This window comes from Micromonospora coxensis, assembly GCF_900090295.1.
GTDB classification, from domain to species: domain Bacteria; phylum Actinomycetota; class Actinomycetes; order Mycobacteriales; family Micromonosporaceae; genus Micromonospora; species Micromonospora coxensis.
The window spans coordinates 3,553,431-3,571,827 of the sequence record NZ_LT607753.1 but is presented as its reverse complement, the minus strand read 5'-3'; the positions used below and the strand labels follow the sequence as shown (position 1 = coordinate 3,571,827).

Annotated in this window: 17 protein-coding genes; 4 read left to right on the top strand and 13 right to left on the bottom strand. The window is 73.8% G+C overall.

Translation table 11 applies throughout. The annotated features are described in order from the left end of the window. Positions 1-230: 230 nt before the first annotated feature. From GA0070614_RS16165 to GA0070614_RS16135, 7 genes are all read right to left on the bottom strand, one after another. On the bottom strand, positions 231-1,142 hold the full coding sequence (locus tag GA0070614_RS16165; RefSeq protein ID WP_172892600.1) for a hydroxymethylglutaryl-CoA lyase: 912 nt from the start codon (positions 1,140-1,142) through the stop codon (positions 231-233). A 237-nt stretch (positions 1,143-1,379) separates the two neighbouring features. Then, positions 1,380-2,717 (bottom strand): acetyl-CoA carboxylase biotin carboxylase subunit, encoded by a 1,338-nt coding sequence (locus tag GA0070614_RS16160; protein ID WP_088976740.1) that lies wholly within the window; start codon positions 2,715-2,717, stop codon positions 1,380-1,382. 139 nt (positions 2,718-2,856) lie between these two features. Further along, positions 2,857-3,483, bottom strand: coding sequence for a TetR/AcrR family transcriptional regulator (locus GA0070614_RS16155; protein ID WP_088976739.1), 627 nt, complete (start codon positions 3,481-3,483; stop codon positions 2,857-2,859). A gap of 101 nt (positions 3,484-3,584) precedes the next feature. After that, positions 3,585-6,428 carry a hypothetical protein gene (locus GA0070614_RS16150; RefSeq protein ID WP_088976738.1) on the bottom strand — a complete coding sequence of 948 codons (2,844 nt, stop codon included), beginning with the start codon at positions 6,426-6,428 and terminating at the stop codon, positions 3,585-3,587. Continuing rightward, complete coding sequence (locus GA0070614_RS16145; RefSeq protein WP_088976737.1) at positions 6,425-8,218, bottom strand: HSP90 family protein; 1,794 nt, start codon at positions 8,216-8,218, stop codon at positions 6,425-6,427. Before GA0070614_RS16145 ends, GA0070614_RS16150 begins: the two co-directional genes overlap by 4 nt. A gap of 130 nt (positions 8,219-8,348) precedes the next feature. Continuing rightward, a complete protein-coding gene (locus GA0070614_RS16140) occupies positions 8,349-8,945 on the bottom strand; it encodes a VanZ family protein (RefSeq protein WP_088976736.1) in 597 nt (198 codons plus the stop codon). A gap of 9 nt (positions 8,946-8,954) precedes the next feature. Beyond that, positions 8,955-10,109, bottom strand: coding sequence for an FAD-dependent oxidoreductase (locus tag GA0070614_RS16135; RefSeq protein WP_088979464.1), 1,155 nt, complete (start codon positions 10,107-10,109; stop codon positions 8,955-8,957). Positions 10,110-10,212: 103 nt separating this feature from the next. On the opposite strand from GA0070614_RS16135, the gene GA0070614_RS16130 reads away from it, so the two are divergent. Then, positions 10,213-10,785, top strand: coding sequence for a TetR/AcrR family transcriptional regulator (locus GA0070614_RS16130; protein WP_088976735.1), 573 nt, complete (start codon positions 10,213-10,215; stop codon positions 10,783-10,785). A 156-nt stretch (positions 10,786-10,941) separates the two neighbouring features. Here the strand turns inward: GA0070614_RS16130 and GA0070614_RS16125 are convergent, their stop codons facing one another. The 4 genes from GA0070614_RS16125 to GA0070614_RS16110 form a co-directional block, all read right to left on the bottom strand. After that, on the bottom strand, positions 10,942-11,844 hold the full coding sequence (locus GA0070614_RS16125; protein WP_088979463.1) for a sulfurtransferase: 903 nt from the start codon (positions 11,842-11,844) through the stop codon (positions 10,942-10,944). Positions 11,845-11,985: 141 nt separating this feature from the next. Next, positions 11,986-12,432 carry an imidazolonepropionase-like domain-containing protein gene (locus tag GA0070614_RS16120; protein ID WP_088976734.1) on the bottom strand — a complete coding sequence of 149 codons (447 nt, stop codon included), beginning with the start codon at positions 12,430-12,432 and terminating at the stop codon, positions 11,986-11,988. 1 nt (position 12,433) lies between these two features. Beyond that, positions 12,434-13,201: an SGNH/GDSL hydrolase family protein gene (locus GA0070614_RS16115; RefSeq protein WP_088976733.1), complete on the bottom strand. Its 768-nt coding sequence runs from the start codon at positions 13,199-13,201 to the stop codon at positions 12,434-12,436. An 89-nt stretch (positions 13,202-13,290) separates the two neighbouring features. Beyond that, positions 13,291-13,614 (bottom strand): hypothetical protein, encoded by a 324-nt coding sequence (locus GA0070614_RS16110; RefSeq protein WP_088976732.1) that lies wholly within the window; start codon positions 13,612-13,614, stop codon positions 13,291-13,293. A 248-nt stretch (positions 13,615-13,862) separates the two neighbouring features. Here GA0070614_RS16110 and GA0070614_RS16105 point away from each other — a divergent pair, with 248 nt between their 5' ends. The 3 genes from GA0070614_RS16105 (at position 13,863) to GA0070614_RS16095 (ending at position 16,346) form a co-directional block, all read left to right on the top strand. Beyond that, complete coding sequence (locus tag GA0070614_RS16105; RefSeq protein ID WP_088976731.1) at positions 13,863-14,666, top strand: helix-turn-helix domain-containing protein; 804 nt, start codon at positions 13,863-13,865, stop codon at positions 14,664-14,666. After that, on the top strand, positions 14,657-14,848 hold the full coding sequence (locus GA0070614_RS16100; protein ID WP_088976730.1) for a DUF397 domain-containing protein: 192 nt from the start codon (positions 14,657-14,659) through the stop codon (positions 14,846-14,848). Before GA0070614_RS16105 ends, GA0070614_RS16100 begins: the two co-directional genes overlap by 10 nt. A 283-nt stretch (positions 14,849-15,131) precedes the next feature. Continuing rightward, complete coding sequence (locus GA0070614_RS16095; RefSeq protein ID WP_157745015.1) at positions 15,132-16,346, top strand: hypothetical protein; 1,215 nt, start codon at positions 15,132-15,134, stop codon at positions 16,344-16,346. 119 nt (positions 16,347-16,465) lie between these two features. On the opposite strand, the gene GA0070614_RS16090 is transcribed toward GA0070614_RS16095, so the two are convergent. Both GA0070614_RS16090 and GA0070614_RS16085 read right to left on the bottom strand, forming a co-directional pair. Beyond that, positions 16,466-17,200: a class I SAM-dependent DNA methyltransferase gene (locus tag GA0070614_RS16090; RefSeq protein ID WP_088976728.1), complete on the bottom strand. Its 735-nt coding sequence runs from the start codon at positions 17,198-17,200 to the stop codon at positions 16,466-16,468. Positions 17,201-17,247: 47 nt separating this feature from the next. Continuing rightward, complete coding sequence (locus tag GA0070614_RS16085) at positions 17,248-18,360, bottom strand: TolB-like translocation protein (protein WP_088976727.1); 1,113 nt, start codon at positions 18,358-18,360, stop codon at positions 17,248-17,250. Positions 18,361-18,397: the final 37 nt, after the last annotated feature.

Below are 18,397 nucleotides of genomic sequence, written 5' to 3'. Positions count from 1 at the left end.
CGCCCCCTGCGCCGGCCCCGCCTCGTGAGCGGACCCGCCTGACCTGAACGATCGTTAGGCTAGCGCATCGACGCCTCCTCCGGCGAGCCCACACACCCACCCCCCCCCCGCCGGCTCCACCCGGCCACCCCACTGCGGTGATCGAGAAGTTCGGGTACGGCTCCGCCGCCGATTCGTACCCGAACCTCTCGATCAACCCGGCGTGGTGTGGGTGGGGTGGGGTGGGGTGGTCAGGTGGGGAGCGGTGTGAGGCGGGTGCGGGGGCCGGCGCGCAGGACGCCGGAGGGCAGCCGCTTGCCGGTCAGCTCCTCGGCCAGTTCGGCCGCCTCGATCAGCGCGTCCAGGTCGATGCCGGTGTCGATGCCCATGTCGTGCAGCATGTGCACCGCCTCCTCGGTGGCCAGGTTGCCGCTGGCTCCGGGCGCGTACGGGCAGCCGCCCAGGCCGCCGACGCTGGCGTCGAACTCAGTCACGCCGAGTTCCAGGGCGGTGAGCAGGTTCGCCAGCGCGGTGCCCCGGGTGTTGTGGAAGTGCAGCAGCACCGGGACGTGCGCGTTGCGGTCGCGTACGGCGGTGAGCAGCTCACGGACCCGACGGGGCGTACCCATGCCGGTGGTGTCGCCGAACGCCACCCGGTCGGCGCCGTCACGGACCACCCGGTCGACGATGCCGGCGACCCGCTGCGGGTCCACGTCCCCCTCGTACGGGCAGCCGAAGCTGGTCGCCACGATCACCTCGGCCCGGGCTCCCGCGCCGTGCAGCAGGTCGATCAGCTCGGCGATGTCGTCCAGCGACTCGGCCGTGGACCGGTTGACGTTGCGCTTGTTGTGGGTGTCGCTCGCCGAGACGACGACCTCGATCTCGGTGAAGCCGGCGGCCAGCGCGCGCTGCGCCCCCCGGGTGTTCGGCACCAGGGCGGAGTACCGCACCCCGTCCGCCTTCGTGGCCCGCTGCCACACCTCGTCGGCGTCGGCCATCTGCGGGATCGCCTTCCGGTGGACGAACGACACCGCCTCGATCCGCCGTACGCCGGTGCGGGACAGGGCGTCGAGCAGTCGCACCTTGGAGTCGGTGGGGATCGGCTCCTCGTTCTGGAGCCCGTCCCGAGGTCCGACCTCCCGGATGGAGACGAAGTCCGGCAGTTCCGCCATAAGGGGTCACCTCACTGTGACGGGGTTACGTGTTGGGTACCTCCACCCTCCCACCCCGCCCCACCCCCGCGCACCCACCACCCCACCCCCGCCCTCCCCGCTGCGTCGATCATGAAGTTGTCGCCCGCCGTGTCGGCGTGTCGCAGCGCAACAACTTCATGATCGACAGCGCGGCCGCACGGGCGGCGCGGCCGCACGGACGGCGGGGCGGGCAGGGGGTGGGAGGGGTCAGCGCATGCGGGAGACGATGCCGGTGTCGTAGTCGCCGGAGCGGAACTCGGCGTTCTCCAGCAGCTCGGCGAAGAAGGGGAGGTTGCACTTCGGGCCGGCGATCTCGAAGCCGGCCACGGCCGCCTTCGCCCGCTCGATCACCTCGGCCCGGTCGTTGCCGCTGACGATGAGCTTGGCCATCAGGCTGTCGTAGAACGGGGTGACGGTGTTGCCCTCGACGTAGCCCGAGTCGACCCGGACACCCTCGCCGGTCGGCTCCACCCAGGTCTTGATCGCGCCGGGTCCGGGCAGGAAGCGCTTCGGGTCCTCGGCGTTGATCCGCAGCTCGATGGCGTGCCCGCGCGGGGCGAGCGCGTCCGGGTCGAAGGTCGGCGCGAGGCCGGCGGCCACCCGCAGCTGCTCCTCGACCAGATCGACGCCGTAGACGTACTCGGTCACCGGGTGCTCCACCTGGAGGCGGGTGTTCATCTCCAGGAAGAAGAACTCCTGCGTGGCAGGATCGAGCAGGCACTCCACGGTGCCGGCGTTGCGGTAGCCGACCGCCTCGCCGGCGCGTACGGCCGCGGCCAGGAACCGCTCGCGCAGCTCGGGCGAGACCGCCGGGGACGGCGACTCCTCCACCAGCTTCTGGTTGCGGCGCTGCACCGAGCACTCCCGCTCGCCGAGCGCCACCACCCGGCCGTCGGCCAGGCCGAGGATCTGCACCTCGACGTGGCGCACCCGGGGGAAGTACCGCTCGATCAGCACCGAGCCGTCGCCGAACATCCGCTCGGCGAAGGCGCGCACCTTGTCGTACTCGGTGGCCAGCGCGGCCTCGTCGGCGGCCACGGCCATGCCCATGCCGCCGCCACCGGCCGCGGCCTTGACCATCACCGGGTAGCCGATCTCGGTCGCCGCCGCGACCGCCGCGGCCAGGTCGGCCGCCGGGTCGGTGGTGCCGGGCGCGACCGGGACCCCGGCCGCCGCCATCAGGTTCCGCGCGTTGATCTTGTCGCCCATCGCGGAGATCGCGTCCGCGCCGGGCCCGACCCAGATCAGCCCGCTGGCCTCGACGGTACGGGCGAAGTCCGCATTCTCGGAGAGGAAGCCGTAGCCGGGGTGGATCGCCTGCGCGCCGGTGGACTTGGCGGCGGCGAGGATCGCCTCCACGTTCCGGTAGCTCTGCGCCGGGTTGGCCGGGCCCACACAGACGGCCTCGTCGGCCTCGGTGACGAACGGCAGGCCGGCGTCGGCCTCCGAGTGCACCGCGATCGCACGGACGCCGAGCCGCTTGGCGGTACGGATGATCCGGCGGGCGATCTCGCCCCGGTTGGCGACCAGCAGCGACTCGATCATGTTTCCTCCCGACGTCCAGGGGTGGGGACGGCTGCCAGGTAACCACAACCCGCCGTTACTCACGAGTCACCACCCCACCCACTCCGACGCACCCCTGAAGAAGTCGGTCGGCGGCGTCGGGCCGGGCGGTGGGGGTGGATCAGGCGGGGGCGGTGGGGGCGATGAGGGCGGCCAGGGTGGCGGCGCGGAGCAGTTCGGCACGGCGGCGGCGGTCCACCTCGCCACCGAGGAACGGCGTCGAGTTCATCAGGCCGAACGCGGCGTGGGCGAGCACCCGTGCCTCACCGTCGGGCAGGTCCGGGTGCAGCGCGGTCAGCACCGTCACCCACTCCTCGACGTAGAGCCGCTGGAGCCGGCGGATGCGGCGGCGCGGCTCGTCGGGGAGCCGGTCCAGCTCGTGCAGGTGCAGCGCGATGACGGCCGGGTTGGCCAGGGCGAACTCGACGTGGAAGTCGATCAGCGACTCCAGCGCGCCGCGCGGGTCGCCGGGGCGGCCGGCGGCCCGGTCCCGGCCGCCGTCGAGCAGCCCCTCGCTGACCGGGATCAGCGCGGCGACCAGCATGGCCTCCTTGCCGGCGAAGTGGTGGTACAGGGCCGGTCCGGTCACCCCGGCCGCGGCGCCGATGTCGTCCATCGACACGCCGTGGTAGCCGCGCGCGGCGAAGAGGCCGACCGCGATCTCCAGGATCTCGTCCCGGCGGGACCGCCGTCGACCCGCACCCGCCACGCCGTTCGCCCCGATCCGCCCCTGCTGTTCCACCGCCACCGGGCAAGCCTAGACCGCGTCCGCACCGTGGTGGAGGCTCGGTTACCCACCGGTTGCCTCACATGTCGGCCCGTCCGGGCGCCGCACCACCCGCCCCGGGTTCAGGAGTCGGTGAGGCCGTGCTCCGCGCGGAGGGCGGTCGCCTCGCTGGCGCGGCCCAACTCGTCCAGCGCCTTCGCCAGCAGCCAGGCCGCCTGGCTGGCCGGTCGGCTGCCGGACGGCAGGCCACCCAGCACCTCCCGGAGCAGCCGTTCCGCCTCCGCCGGACGGTCCGAGCGCAGCAGCAGCTCGCCGGTGAGCAGCTCCACCTGGGCGGCCTCGCCGAACGCCTCGATCGACCGTAGCCGCCCGGCCACCCCGTCCAGCCGGTCCAACGCGGCGACCAGCCGCTCCTCACCGGTCAGCACCCGCGCCACCGCCTCGGCCGCCAGCGCCCGCTCGTACGTCACCACCGGCTCCTCCGGCAGGCCGGTGAGCGCCGCGTCGGCCTGGTCGACCACGTCGATCAGGGCGGACGCGGCCGGCAGGTCACCGGCCCAGAAGAGGGCGAGCAGCTGCCGACGCCGCGCCCGCAGCTCGTCGAGCGGCAGCTCGGCCAGCCGGTACGCCGCCGCCGCCGCGTCGAACCGCTGCGCGGCGACCGCGTCCCGGTCGGCCTGGTAGAGGATCCCGCCGGCCTCCTCCAGCACCTGCCCGCGGTGCGGGAGGTTGTCCGGGCCGTCGAGGTTGACGGCGAGCTGGTCGAGCAGCCCGAGCGCCGAGTCGATCTCGCCCAGCCCTTCGTACACCCCGGCCAGCAGGTGCCGGCACCGGTCGGCCTCGGCCTGCGCGCCGAGCCGGTCCAGCCCGATCACCGCCTCCTCGGCCACCTCGGCGGCCTCACCGAGCCGGCCGGCCATCCGGTACGCGTTCGCCAGTTCCCAGCGCAGGAAGGCGTCGCCGTCCGCGCCCTGCTCCACGCAGAGCGTCACCGCCTCGGCGAGGTCGTCGACCGCCTCGGACGCCCGGTCGGCGCCGAGCAACGCCCGCCCCCGGGTCACCCGGACGGGCAGCCGGGCGTCGGCCGGGGCCACGCGCAGCGCCTCGTCGCAGGCGGTCACCGCGTCCGCCGGGTCGTCCACCCAGCGGGCGTACGCCAGGCAGGCGAAGGTCAGCAGGTCGTTCGCGCCGACCTCCCGGGCGAGCCGGCGGGCCTCCTCGGCCGCCTTCCGGGCCTCCTCGCCGCGCTCCAGCCGTTCGAGCACGTGCACCCGGTGCATTGCCACCCGGCTCGCCAGCCAGGGGTCGACGTCCGCCTCGGCGGCGGCCCGCTCGACCGCCGCCAGCGCCTCCGTCCAGCGCTCCCGGTGCACGTACGCCAGCGCGAGCCGGTCGTGGGCGGCGGCGCGTTCCCGCTGGTCGCCGTGCTCGTCGAGGTACCCGACCGACGCGCGGACCAGCGCCAGGCCCTCCTCGGCGTCCTCGTCGGACATGCAGAGCAGCGCACCGAGCCGCCCGGCCACCACCTGCGCGCGCAGCGGGTCGGGCACCTCCCGCCAGGCCGCGAGCGCCCGCCGGTTCGCCTCGACCGCCTCCGTCCCGGCGCCGCCGTCGGCCGACTCGTACACCTCGGCCGCGTGCAGCTCCAGCCGGTGCGCGAGGACGGCCGCCGGCTGCTCGGTGCCATCGAACCGCTCGTCGTACGCCCGCAGCGCGGCCCGCATCCCGTCCAGCCGGTGGGTCCGCACGCACTCCTCGGCGAGGGCGAGCAGCTCCTCGGGGCTCGCGTCGGCCGGCACCCGCACCGGCTCGGCCGCCACCCCGCCGGCCGGAGCCGACGTGGTGGCGTCCGCCGGGCGGCGGCGCAGGCTGGCCGAGAGCGGCAGGTGCTCGCCCTCGGGCCGGGCCGCGAGCCGCCGGGCGATCCGCTCGGACTGGTACGACGTCCCGTTGCGCGCGTCGAAGCGGGCGGCCAGCGCGGTCGCCGTGCCGGCCAGCTCGTCGGCGAGCGCGCCCACCGGCACCTCGCCGGCCGGCCGGTCGCCGGAGGCCCGGCGGTGCACGGTCAGCCCGCCCGGCGCCTGCCGCAACGCGGCGGACGCGGCGGCGGCGAAGTGCATCCCGGCGGCCGGGGTGGGCGCCCGGTCCAGCCAGTCCAGGTGCCGCTCGACCAGTTCCAGGGCGCGTGCCCCGTTGCCGGTCACCGTGCAGAACTCGACGTGGTCGGCGATGTCCCACAGGTCGGAGAGGTTGGACCGCAGCCGGCGGTACGCCTCCCGGTGCGCGTCCCGCGCGGCGTCGCGCCGGCCGGTGCCCAGGTACGCCGGCAGCAGCGCGGTGAGGATCGCCTGCGGCTGCTCGTTGCAGGTCAGCCGCCCGGCGAGGACCGGCTCGGCCAGCGCCACCGCCTCGTCGGCCCGGCCCGCCTCGGTGAGGTGCTGCACCTGGGTGGTGGGGTCGCAGCCGGCGCAGTCGGAGAGCGCGTCCCGCGGCGTGGTCAGCCACTTGCGGTACCACTCGGCGGCCTCGTCGTGCGCGCCGACGTGCGAGGCGACCAGGTAGCGGTGCTTGTGGACGGCCTGGAGGGTGTGCCCGCTGTCGCGGTAGCGCCGTTCCATGTCGTCGAGCACGGCGTAGGTGCGGTCCAGCGGCAGCTCGGGGAACTTCAGCATGGCGTTGACCATGTACTTGAAATGCCAGAGCAGCTGGTGGGTGAAGCGCTGGTGGTACGGCTGCGGGTCACGGTCGAACTCGGCCAGGCACCAGGAGAAGGTCACGAAGGACTTCGCCGGCTCGCCGCCGTAGACGTACGCGGTGGTGGCCTGCATCCGGGCGGCGAAGGCGAGGTTACGGTCGTCGCCCGCGTCGGCCCGCCGGAGCAGCTGTTCCAGCGCGGCGACCTGCCCCGCGCCGTACGGCATGTTGTGGATGTCGCGCAGCACGCGCCACAGGTCGTCGTCGCTCACGGCTCACTCCGTCCGGGTACGGCCCGGCCGAGAAGGCCGAGGAAGGAACTGTTCAGCAGCGCGGCGTCGGCCGCGCGGATGGGGTGGTGCCCGAGCAGCAGCGCCTGCCCGTACAGCGCCTCGACGGCGAGGCCGACCAGCTCCGGGTCGGTCAGCGTGGTGACCCGGCGGACCAGCGGGTTGCGGTGGTTGAGCACCAGTTGCGGGCGGTCCGGGGGCGCGGAGGCGGCCAGCGCGTCCAGCACCCCGCCCCACAGCTCGTCGGCCTTGTCACGGCTCGCGGCGAGCTGGTCGTTGAACGCCGCCGAGCGGCTGACCAGGTAGAGCGCGGGCAGCGACACCGGGTCGTACGCCCGGACCACCACCTCGCAGCCGAGCCGTTCCAGGGCCCGCTGCGCCCCGGTCAGGAACGGCCGCAGGGCCAGCTCGACCTGCGGGTCGAGGCTGTCGAAGCGGGTGGTCAGGTCGCTCGGCTCCAGCCGTTCGACGAGCACCGACCGGTCCACGGTGGGCAGTCGCTCGATCAGCTCGGTGTCGTACGTGTAGCCGCCGTTGACCACGGCCAGGTCCTGCGCGGCGGCGACGGCGGCGAGCTGGCGGAACTCGTCCAGCCCGGCCGCGTACCGGATCAGGCCGTGCCGGCGGCGGAACTCGGCGAGGGTGAGCGTGCCGACGTTGGTGTCCATCGGCCACCACTGGTCGACCAGGCGCAGCATCTCGTCGTCGTGCAGGGCCAGCGCCTTGACCCCGAGGTGGTGGATCTGGAGGAACTCGGCGAGCCGGTGGGCGTCGTGCCGGGCGAGCCGGACCAGCCACCCGCGCACCTGGTCGCCGAGGGCGTCCCGGGTGGCGGCGAGCAGGGTGTCCTCGTAGAGCGACTCGCGGCTGGCGGTGGGACGCAGCTCGGTGGCGTCCACCACGCAGCGGGCGAAGAACGCCCACTCCGGCAGCAGGCCGTCGGCGTGCTCGGTGAGCAGCATCCGCTTGAGGTGCACCCGGTGGCCGGCGCGGGCCGCCGGGTTCACCGGGGTGGGCAGGATGTAGGCCACCCCGGTCAGCCCGGCCTCGGGGACCGCCAGCGGCACCACGTCGAACGGGGTGAAGCCGAGGGTCTGCTGGGCGTACCGGATCAGGGCGGCCCGGTCGAGCGGCGCGCCGGGGCGGGTCGGCCAGGGCGGCGGGCCGGCGGTGGTGGGGGTGTCGCCGACCCGGACGTCGACCGGCAGCAGGCTGCCGTAGAGGCGGGCCAGCTCGGTGACGGTCGGCGTGCCGAACCACTGGTCGGCGTCGCGCCGGGGCACCAGGGTCACCGTGGTGCCGGGCTCGGCGCGCTCCTGGCCGGGCGGGGCCGGCGCGACCGCGTACCGGCCGTCGGACCAGCCGGTCCAGAGCACGGTGGGCTGGTCGCCGTGCCGGGTGACCACCCGGATCTCGTCGGCGACCAGGAAGCAGGAGAGCAGGCCGATGCCGAACTGGCCGAGGAACTCGTGCCGGGAGAAGCCCAGCTCGTCGCGCTTGGAGCTGCGGCCGATGGTGGCCAGCAGCTCGTGCACCTGCGCCTCGGTGAGGCCGATGCCGGTGTCGTGCACCCGCAGCGTGCCGTCGCCGGTCAGCTCGGGCGGCTCGACCAGCACCCGGGCCGGCGCGTCCGGTTCGGCCGCGCGCCGGGCGGTGATCGCGTCGACGGCGTTCTGGAGCAGCTCCCGGACGTAGACCCGGGGGCTGCCGTAGAGATGATGACTGAGCAGGTCGACCACGCCACGCAGGTCGACCTGGAAGGTGCGGTCCACGCGATCTCCCCGGTCCGATTCCGGCGCTCACCGTACCGGCGGGGGCCGACGCCGTCCGCCCCGTTTCGACCCTCGACCGGGTCGAGGGGGCAGGGTCGGCGGGCATGACCACCCCGCGTCTCGGCCGCGACTACCGGCTGCTCTGGTCGGCCACCGTCTCCGCGCGACTCGTGGCGGGGACTGTCACCGGCGGCTGGGGCGCCGGTCGACGTCCCGCCCACCAGCGTCGCGACAGCAGCCCGGCCAGGGCCGCGCCGCTCGCGTTGAGCAGCACGTCGTCGACCGAGGTGACCCGGCCGAGGTCGAGCGCGTACTGCAACGACTCGACCAGCACGGAGCCGGCGGCCCCGAGCAGGAAGAGCCGGCCGACGCCGGCGAGGGCGGCGGCGCGTACCGGGGCGAGGAAGCCCAGCGCGGCGAAGACCAGCAGGTTGCCGACGACCTGGACCACGAAGGTGCTCGCGCCGTCGTCGGCCAGGTCGACGATGTCGACCAGCGGGACCAGCTTGACCTCGCCGGGAGCGTCGCGCGGGGTGAGGATCATCCAGACCCACGGCAGCGTCCCGGCGACCATGCCGATCTCGGCGGCGCTGCGCCACCACGCCTCCTCGCGGGTCGGCGCGTCCCGCCTGCGGCGGGCCAGCAGCGCGGTGAGCAGCACCGTCACCGGCACCGCGACCAGCGTGGCGAGTAGCACGTCGCCCCAGTCCCGCCACACCTGCCCCATCGGGGCAGCCTAGCCGGGCCGGTTCGTCAGCCCGGAGAGGCGCAGCGCGAGCCGTCGACGTGCCGAGGGCGTCCGGGAGAGGGCCCGCAGCAGCAGGTCGCGCAGCGGCCGACCGGCCGGCGGCACGGTGGCGAGCCGGGTCAGCCGGCCGGCGAAGCCGACCACCTCCTCGGCGAGCGGGCGGCGGGCGGCGGAGTACTCGTCGAGCAGCGTGTCCGGCCGGCCGGCGAGCACGTCGGCGAGGGTGTCGCCGAGGACGACGGCGTCCTGGATGCCGAGGTTCATCCCCTGCCCGCCGGCCGGGCTGTGCACGTGCGCGGCGTCTCCGGCGAGCAGCACCGGTCCGAGCCGGTACCGCTCGGCGATCCGGTGGTGGATCCGGAACCGGGAGGTCCAGAGCACGTCGGTGAGCCGGTCCGGTCGCCGGGCGGGGCCGCGTTCGTCGAGCAGGGCCTGGAGGTAGCCGGCGTCCGGCTCGCGGGGGGCCTCGGCCACCGAGGCGACCAGCCGGACCACACCGTCGGGCAGCGGCGCCCAGACCATCGGACCCGACCGGGCCAGGAAGAGCGACACCTCGTCGCGGGGCAGCGCGCTGCGCGTCCGTACGTCGGCGAGGACGAAGGACTCCCCGGGGTCGTCCGGGCCGCCGAAGCGGATCCCGGCGGACTCCCGCACCGTGCTGCGCATGCCGTCCGCGCCGATCACCCAGCGGGCCCGGACCGTCGCGCCGTCGGCGAAGCGGACCACCGCGCCGGCCGCGTCGTGGTCCAGCCCGGTCATCTCGTACGGCCGGAGCACCTGCCCGCCGAGCGCGGTGAGCCGGTCGGTGAGCACGGCCTCGGTGACCGACTGGGAGACCAGCAGCGCGTACGGGTGGCGGCTCGGCAGGTCGCCGAAGCCGACGCTGAGCAGCATCCGGTCGCGGTCGCGCACGGTGAACCGCGGGGAGGCGATCCCCCGATCGACCAGCGGCGCGGCGGCGCCGATCCGGTCCAGCACCTCCAGCGTGTACGCGTGCACGACCGCCGCCCGGGAGGTGACCGGGGGTCGGGCCGCCCGGTCGACGACGGTCACCTCGACACCGCGCCGGGCGAGGGTGACGGCGGCGGCCAGCCCGGTCGGCCCGGCTCCCACCACGAGGACGTCGGTGCGCTGCGGCATCATGACGACCACCTCCAATGCCAACAAGTGTTTGCCAACATGCGTTGGCATAAACGTAGGTCGACCCCCGACGGGTGTCAACACCTGTTGGCCTACAGTCGTGCACATGACTGCGCGCCGTTCCGACGCCACCCGCGCCGCGATCCTGCGCGCCGCCCGGGAACGCTTCGCCGCGGACGGGTACGAGCGGGCCACCATCCGGGCCATCGCCGCCGACGCCCGGATCGACCCGTCGATGGTGATGCGCTACTACGGCAGCAAGGAGGGGCTGTTCGCCGCGGCGGCCGAGTTCGACCTGCGCCTGCCCGACCTGCACGAGGTGCCCGAGGACCAGCTCGGCGAGACGCTGGTCCGACACTTCGTCGACCGCTGGGAGTCCGACGACCGGCTGGTCGCGCTGCTGCGGACCGCGAGCACCAACCCCGGCGCGGCGGAGCGGATGCGGGCCGTCTTCGCCGGCCAGCTCGGCGCGGCGGTGGCCCGGCTCGACCCCGACCCGGCCGCCGCGGCCCGACGCGCCGGCCTGGTCGCCAGCCAGATCCTCGGCATCGCGTTCACCCGCTGGATCGTCGGCCTGCCGCCCGTGGTCGAGCTGACCCCGGCGCAACTGGTCGCCTGGGTCGCCCCCACCGTCCAGCGCTACCTCACCGGCCCCACCCCAGACACCATCACCCCCTGACCCCCACCCCCGCGCACCCCACCCCACCCCTCAGCCCGCGCACTTTCAGAGAAAGAGTGGCTATTCCGCGCGGAATAGCCACTCTTTCTCTGAAAGTGCAGGCTCGAAGGGGGTGGGGGCGGCGATCCCGGCGAGGGGTCGCGTGCGACGGGTGGGTCAGGCGGCGAGGCCGCCCGGCTGGTCGCCCTTGACGACGGGGGCCCGGACCAGGTTGCCCCACTCGGTCCACGAGCCGTCGTAGTTGCGCACCTGCGGGTAGCCCAGCAGGTGCCGGAGCACGAACCAGGTGTGGCTGGACCGCTCCCCGATCCGGCAGTACGCCACCACGTCGTCCGACGGGCTCAGCCCGAGCTGGTCGGCGTAGATGGCGCGCAGCTCGTCGGCCGACTTGAACGTGCCGTCGTCGTTCGCGGCGGACTTCCACGGCTTGCTCACCGCACCCGGGATGTGCCCGCCCCGCAGCGCGCCCTCCTGCGGGTAGTCCGGCATGTGCAGCATCTCGCCGGTGTACTCGCCCGGTGAGCGCACGTCGACCAGCGGCCGGCCGGCGGCCACGTGCGCCATCACCTGCTCCCGGTACGCCCGGATCGGCGCGTCGTCGCGCTGCGGCACCGGGTACTCGGCGCGCGGGCGGGTCACCTTCTCCCGGGTCAGCTCGCGTCCCTCGGCCACCCACTTCTGCCGGCCGCCGTCGAGCAGCCGCACGTCGGCGTGGCCGAAGAGGGAGAAGACCCAGAGGGCGTACGCGGCCCACCAGTTGAAGTTGTCGCCGTAGAAGACGACCGTGTCGTCCCGGCCGATGCCCTTCGCGGCGCACAGCTCGGCGAAGCTCGCCGCGTCGAGGTAGTCCCGGGTGACCTGGTCGTTCAGCTCGGTGTGCCAGTCCACCTTGACGGCGCCCGGGATGTGACCGGTGTCGTAGAGCAGCACGTCCTCGTCGGACTCCACCACGACGAGGCCCTCGTCGCCCAGGTGCTCGGCCAGCCACTCGGTGGTGACCAGGCGCTGCGGATCGGCGTACGACTGGAGGCGGGGATTCGGATCGCTCGGCACAGGCATGATCCCCAAGGTACGCCGGATCGCCGGCCGGCGGCCGGTCATCGGAAATCGGGCACCGCAGCGGATCCCGCCGGCCACAGAGGAGCACTCCGGCCGCCCGTCGAGGTGCCGCCGGCCGCATCCGGTGTCGGCCCGGCGACGTCAGGCGCGGCGGTGCACCAGCCGGCCGGCGACCACCGTGGCCAGACAGGAGCCGTCCCCGGCGAAGACGGCCAGGTCCGCGCGCCCGCCCGGCGTCAGCACCGGCGGGCGCGGCACGTCGAGCACCGCGACATGGTTGCGAACGGCGGCGGCGTACAGCTCCGGATCGGCCACCTCCGCCGCCGGCACCGCGCCGACCCCGGCCCGGAACAGCGCGTGCACCCGCTCGCGCGGGCTGGGCGCGGCCGGCAGCGGCCCGTCGTGCAGCAGCGCCGGCCCGAGGGTGCCGGCCCACCGCCGCACCCGCACCTGCGGGTACGCCTGCGTCAGCTCGTTCAGCGGACCGCACGCCTCGATCCGGTCGTCGGTGACCAGGACGGCCAGGCCCGCCACCGGCTCGTCGTCGGGAGCGCGCCGGAGCAGGGTGGCCGCGTGGATGGTCCGCACGTCAGTCGGCGATCGGGCTGAGCATCGGCCGCTTCGCGGTGACCGTGTCGCCGGACGATCGGCCGGTCAGCCGCCGCTTGACCCACGGGGCGAGGTGCCGGCCGGCCCAGCGCAGGTCGGCGGCGCGGGCGGCGAGCCACGGCGTAGGGGCCGGGTTCTCGGGGACCAGCAGCCACTCCTCGTCGCAGCCGACGCCGAGCGCGGTCAGCACCTGCGCGGCGACCCGCCGGTGACCGGCGGCCGACAGGTGCAGCCGGTCGGTGCTCCACAGCATCGGGTTGAGGAAGGTGTCGTCGGCGTACAGGTCGACCAGGATCGCGCCGTGCCGCTCGGCGGTCTCGCCGACGGCCCGGTTGAGCAGTTCGATGCGGGGGGCGACCAGGCGCTGGCCGGGCAGCCGGGCCATCACGTCGGCGAACCGGAACAGGATCACGTCCGCGCCGCCGGAGCGCAGCTCACCGACCACCTCGTCGAAGCGGCTGACCAGCGCGTCCGGGTCGAAGTTGCGGCGCAGCACGTCGTTGCCGCCGGCCGCGAAGCTGATCAGGTCGGGCTTCATCTCCAGCGCGGCGGGCACCTGCTCGGCCGCCACGGCCGGGAAGAGGCGACCCCGGATCGCCAGGTTCGCGTACCCGAAGGTGGGGCCGGCGTCGGCGGCCAGCCGGGTCGCGACCAGATCGGCCCACCCGCGGTAGGTGCCGTCCGGGTACGCGTCGTCCATGCCCTCGGTGAAGCTGTCCCCCACCGCCACGAAGCTGCGCCAGCGCACGCCGCCTCCCTCAGTCGTTGCCTGCGGCGACCAGTCTGTCACCGGCCGGGTGCCGCGCGCTGCCACCCGGCGGCCGAACGTGGCGGAGGTCATCGATCCGCGATCGACCGCCGGTACGGACCCCAGGCCACGAAGCGCTCGAACAGCTCACGCGGGGTCGGACCGTCGTACGGGTTGAGCCGGAACAGGTCGTGGCACGCCTCGTGGTACAGCCCGGACAGGTAGACGGCCAGGTCGACCGGCTCGTCGTCGTACTCGATCCGCAGCAGCAGCCGCGCCTCGGCGCACGGCCACGGCGACCCGCAGGCCCGGCACACCCACAGCGGCCGGATCGGCAGGTGCGGTCGCTGCCCCGGCGGGTACGCGCGCGGCCGGTCGGGGTACGGGCCGAGGCGGGGCACCGGCAGGCTCATCCGCGGCCTCCGTCCGCACGCCGGAGCGGATTGCGCATCGTCGACCTCCTTCGGACGGGAAGGGCGCCGCCCCTGCATCCGGGGATTCGCGGGCGGCCCCACCGCGACCACTCGTGGCCGCTGCGTGACAGTCTGCTGAGAACGGCACTACTGTCGGAAGGCATCGACACCGCTCAGGGCGGCACCGGGCCAGCCGTGGCGGCCGTGTGGCGGCACCGGGGAGACGCCGGGGACATCGTGGAGGACGGGTGGAAGGTGAGCCGACCGCGGAGCTGATCCGCGCGCAACTCCGGCGGCTACGGCTGCACGCCGAGCTGAGTCAGGAGGAGTTCGGGAAGCTGGTGCACTTCTCCGGCTCCCAGGTGTCGGCCGTCGAGCTGGGGCAACGGCCGCTCGACCGGTTCTTCCTCAAGCGGGCCGACGAGGTGCTGGGGACGGGCGGGTTGCTGACGTCCCTGCTCAAGCTGGCGGAACGGGACGGGCAGCCGAGCTGGTTCCGGCCCTGGCTGGAAGCCGAGCGCCAGGCACAGCAGATGCGGTGCTATCAGCCCACGCTGATTCCGGGCCTGCTGCAGACCGAGAACTACGCCCGAGCGGTGATCCGCACCGACAACACCATCAGTGACGAAGAGGTCGAGAAGCGGCTCGCAGTCCGGATGGACCGCCAGTCGATCCTGACCGGCGAGAACCCGCCCGTGTACGTGGCGGTCATCGAGGAAGCCGTCCTCCGCCGCGCCGAGGAAGGGTTTCACGGCCTCATGGCCGAACAGATCACCCGCCTCATCGAGTGCAGCGAATGTCCGCACATCAGCATCCACATCATCCCGACCGACGTGTCGATGCACGTCGGACTGGTCGGCCCCTTCGCCCTGGCACGCGCAGGAGACGGCGGATGGGTCGGTCATCTCGAACACCAGCTCGGCGGCGTAGTGGTCGACACCGATGACGAGGTGGCTATCCTGCTGTCCAGATGGGAGAGCGTGCGTAGTGAGGCGCTGTCCCACCGGCAGTCGACCGGGTTGATGAAGAAGGCGGTGACGTCATGGACCTGACCGGAGCCACCTGGCGCAAGTCCACCCGCAGCGGCACCCAGGGCGACTGTGTCGAGGTGGCCGACAACCTGCCCGGCGTCGTCGGCGTACGCGACAGCAAGGACCCCACCGGCCCGGTCCTCACCTTCACCCCCCGGACCTGGCGAGCGTTCGTCGCCCGCACCAAGCGCCACTGGCTCTGACGATGGCCTGACGGCCCGGGGTGATCGCCGGTGCCGTCGTGACGTCCCGCAGCCCGCCGGAGATCGCGCACGACGGTGAAACCCCACCGGTGACCGTGGAGTGTCTCCCGGCGAACCTTCCCGCGAGAGTCACGGGGAGCAGGCAGTTGGGAGACAGCGAATGAGGGTCATGTCCCGAATGCGACGCCGGCTGGGGTTGGCGGGCGTGTTGGCCGTCGCGGCCGGCGGCGCATGGGCGGTCGTGCCGTCCGCCTCCGCCGCCGACGCACCCACGATCACCGCAGTGACAGGTGTCGCCGAGGGCGCGACGCTGAGTGGGACGGTGCGGATCGAGGCGCAGACCAGTGGCCAGGTCGACCGGGTGGAGTTCGCGTTGGCCGGTCCGGACTCGGTGCGCTGGACGGAACGGCAGGCGCCGTACCACTTCATGGGCAACACCGGCGCGACCGTGCCGGGCTGGGACGCGGCTCAGGCGAAGGAGGGTGCCTACACCCTCGCCGTACGCGCCGTGGGTCCGGCGGGTGCGGTCGAGCGTACGGTGAACTTCACCGTCCGGCAGGTCGCCGCCGAGCCCGGCGGTGACCAGCCGAGGCCGCCGGCGCCGAGCCCGTCGGTGTCGGCTGCGGCACCCGCCGGCAACGCGGCCAACCCGTCGGTCAGCAACGGAGTCGCGACGTTCACGGCGAGCCGGACGATCGACAAGTTCACCGTGCCGAACTCCTGGTCGCAGATCGTCATCAACGCCGGGGTGACCCTGAAGGGCAACTTCGTCATTCCGGAGAACCGCACCGCGGCGCTGACCATCTCCGGGAAGAACGCGGAGACCTCCCGGCTCACCGGCAACGGCCCGCACGTCAAGGACTTCAGCCGGGCCGGCGTCTCGACCGACGCGACGTTCAAGCTGACGCTGCGCAACTACACCTCGATCAATCCGCGCTTCTACCACATGTGGGCCAGGAGGGCCCAGGTGGTGATGACCGGTATGCGCTACATCGACGACCGGGACGGGTACCACAACAACTCGGACGGATTCAGCGGCGGTGCCGACTCGACCATCGAGAACTCTTTCATCGACACCTGGGACGACTCGGTGAAGCTCTACGGTGGTGACCTGACCATCCGGGACACCACGATCCTGCACAACGGCAACGGCGCGCCGATCCAGATGGCCTGGGGGGACTACGGCCGTGGCACCGCCACCCTCGACGGTTTGACCGTCATCTCGAACTCGCCCAACCACTACAACCAGGGCGTCTTCTCCTGGGCGGGCGGCACCGAGGCGGACAGTCGGACCATCCGGATCGTCGGCGACGGGTTCACCCGCAAGGTCAACCCGGGCATGAAGGCAGGCCCGCTCTACGTGTTCAAGGACGGAGTGAAGAACAAGACCATCCGGATCGAGGGCGGCGTCTGTTCCGTGATGCGCAGCACCGCGGCCAACACCGTGCACGGTGCGAACACCTCGGGCAACAAGGTGATCGTGACCGGCTGCCGCTGACGCCCCCGCTCGTCGCAGGGCCGGGCCTGCTCGGCCGCCCGACCGATCCCCCGTTTGCGGCGTGTCGCGGGGTCCCGGAACTCGTGACACCGCAACTCGCCGCAAACGGGGGGGGTCGGTCAGGAGGGGAGGCGGTAGACCGACACGTGGGAACGCGAGTCGGCGGTGAAGTCCGCGCCCGCCCAGTCCGCGTGCCGGCTCTCCAGCTCGAACCCGGCGAGCTGACCCATCAGGTCCAGCTCAGCCGGCCAGATGTAGCGGTGCGGGCTGCGGAACAACTGGGCCTGATTGCTGTCGTCGAAGTGGAAGTGGTGGGAGACGACGTGCTGGTGCAGCACGTCGTAGGTGTCGAGGCCGATGTAACCGGACTCGGAGAGCCACACGGTGGCCTGCTGGCCCGGTGGGAGCTTGCGCAGCTCCGGCACCCACAGTTCGATCACGAACCGGCCGCCCGGGGTGAGGTGACGGGCGGCGTTACGGAAGCAGGCCACCTGCTGCGCCTGGGTGAGCAGGTTCGAGATCGTGTTGTAGACGAGGTAGACCAGCGAGTACGTCCCCGGCGCCGTGGCCGTCGCCATGTCGCCGACGACCACCGGCACGGTGGCCTCGTCCACCTTCGTCCGGAGCTGGTCGACCATCGGACGGGACAGCTCGATGCCCGTGACGGGCACCCCCCGCGCGGCGAGCGGGACGGCCACCCGGCCGGTCCCGACGGCGAATTCGAGAGCCCGTCCGTCACCCGCCAGCGCGGCGAGGCGGTCCACGGCCGGGTCCACCACCTCGGGCGCGAACATGCCGATGCCCGGGGTGTCGTAACGGCGGGCGGTGTCGGCGTCCCAGACGTTGTCCTGCATACCGCCGACGATCGTCCTCGATGGTCGCCCTGTCGAACGAATTCGGGTCAGGCCGACACGATCTGCATGCCGCGCAGTTCCGCCGGCTCCGCCACCTCGCTGACCTTCCGGCCGTCCCGCCCGACCACCAGCAGCGCGTGCCCGGCGCCCGCGCGGACCCGCACCACCGCCGACCCGTCCGGCCGGAAGAACACCTGCCGCAGCTCGCGGCCGCCGGTCGGCAGCGACACCTCCCGCCCGTCCCGGGTCCAGAGCACCGCGTTGGCCGTGAGCAGCCGGCCGACATCGCCCGTCTGCTCGTGCGGGCGGGTCCGGGTCAGCGCGATCCGGGAGCCGTCCGGGGAGAGGCTGGCGACGTGCGCGCTGCGCCACACCGACGGCCCCGACAGGTGCGGCACCGGACGCGGGCGATGGCCGTCGGCCGAGTACAGGGTCACCCCGGTGGCGCTGTTCATGGCGACCGTCCGGCCGTCGGCGGACCAGAGCGCGTGGCAGCCCTGCGGCTCGGCGTCCCACCAGGTCACCCGGGTACGACGGCCGGCGGTGTCCAGCACCCCGAACCGGCCGGGGGTGCCGAGCGGGTCGGCCTCCCGGAACAGCAGCCGCCGGGAGTCCGGCGCCCAGGTCGGGGTCACGCAGTACGCGTCCACGTGTCGGGCCAGCGTGCGCCTGCGCGATCCGTCCACGTCCGCGACGAAGAGGGTGGCCGCCCGTCCCGGGTCCACCCAGGCGATCCGGCGGCCGTCCGGGGAGACGCTGGCGTTGGCGAGCGCGGCGACCTGCGGCAGTTCGGTCAGCGTGCGCGGTCGCTCGCCGGGCCGCCAGGACCGCAACCGGACCCGCTCCCGGCCGGCGACCTGCTCGGAGGGCACGTAGAAGAGCCGGCCGAGCGCCGCCGGTGGACCGACCGGGGTGACGGCCGACGTGGTCACCCGGGGTGGGGAGGGAACGGACGGGGCGGGGGCCGGCGGCGGTGGGGCGGTGCTGCTCGGGGCACCCGTGCCGACGCCGGCGGTGGGGGTGGCGGCGGGTCGGCGTACCCCGGACAGGTCGGACAGACCGACGGCGAGCACCAGCAGCGCGACCGTACCCGTCATCGCGTGCCGACCCCGGCGGGGCGGGGCGGGGCGGGCGGCCCGGTCGGTCAGCTCGATGGTCATGGTCTTCGCCTCCGGGATCCGACATGGTTGTCACCCC

What these genes read in the sequence shown, in the direction of transcription:
- GA0070614_RS16140 (WP_088976736.1), bottom strand. Translation starts at nt 8,945, where the DNA reads ATGGGGCAGGTGTGGCGGGACTGGGGCGACGTGCTACTCGCCACGCTG.
- GA0070614_RS16110 (WP_088976732.1), bottom strand. Translation starts at nt 13,614, where the DNA reads ATGAGCCTGCCGGTGCCCCGCCTCGGCCCGTACCCCGACCGGCCGCGC.
- GA0070614_RS16090 (WP_088976728.1), bottom strand. Translation starts at nt 17,200, where the DNA reads ATGCAGGACAACGTCTGGGACGCCGACACCGCCCGCCGTTACGACACC.
- GA0070614_RS16085 (WP_088976727.1), bottom strand. Translation starts at nt 18,360, where the DNA reads ATGACCATCGAGCTGACCGACCGGGCCGCCCGCCCCGCCCCGCCCCGC.
- GA0070614_RS16160 (WP_088976740.1), bottom strand. Translation starts at nt 2,717, where the DNA reads ATGATCGAGTCGCTGCTGGTCGCCAACCGGGGCGAGATCGCCCGCCGG.
- GA0070614_RS16125 (WP_088979463.1), bottom strand. Translation starts at nt 11,844, where the DNA reads ATGCCTGTGCCGAGCGATCCGAATCCCCGCCTCCAGTCGTACGCCGAT.
- GA0070614_RS16100 (WP_088976730.1), top strand. Translation starts at nt 14,657, where the DNA reads ATGGACCTGACCGGAGCCACCTGGCGCAAGTCCACCCGCAGCGGCACC.
- GA0070614_RS16135 (WP_088979464.1), bottom strand. Translation starts at nt 10,109, where the DNA reads ATGATGCCGCAGCGCACCGACGTCCTCGTGGTGGGAGCCGGGCCGACC.
- GA0070614_RS16130 (WP_088976735.1), top strand. Translation starts at nt 10,213, where the DNA reads ATGACTGCGCGCCGTTCCGACGCCACCCGCGCCGCGATCCTGCGCGCC.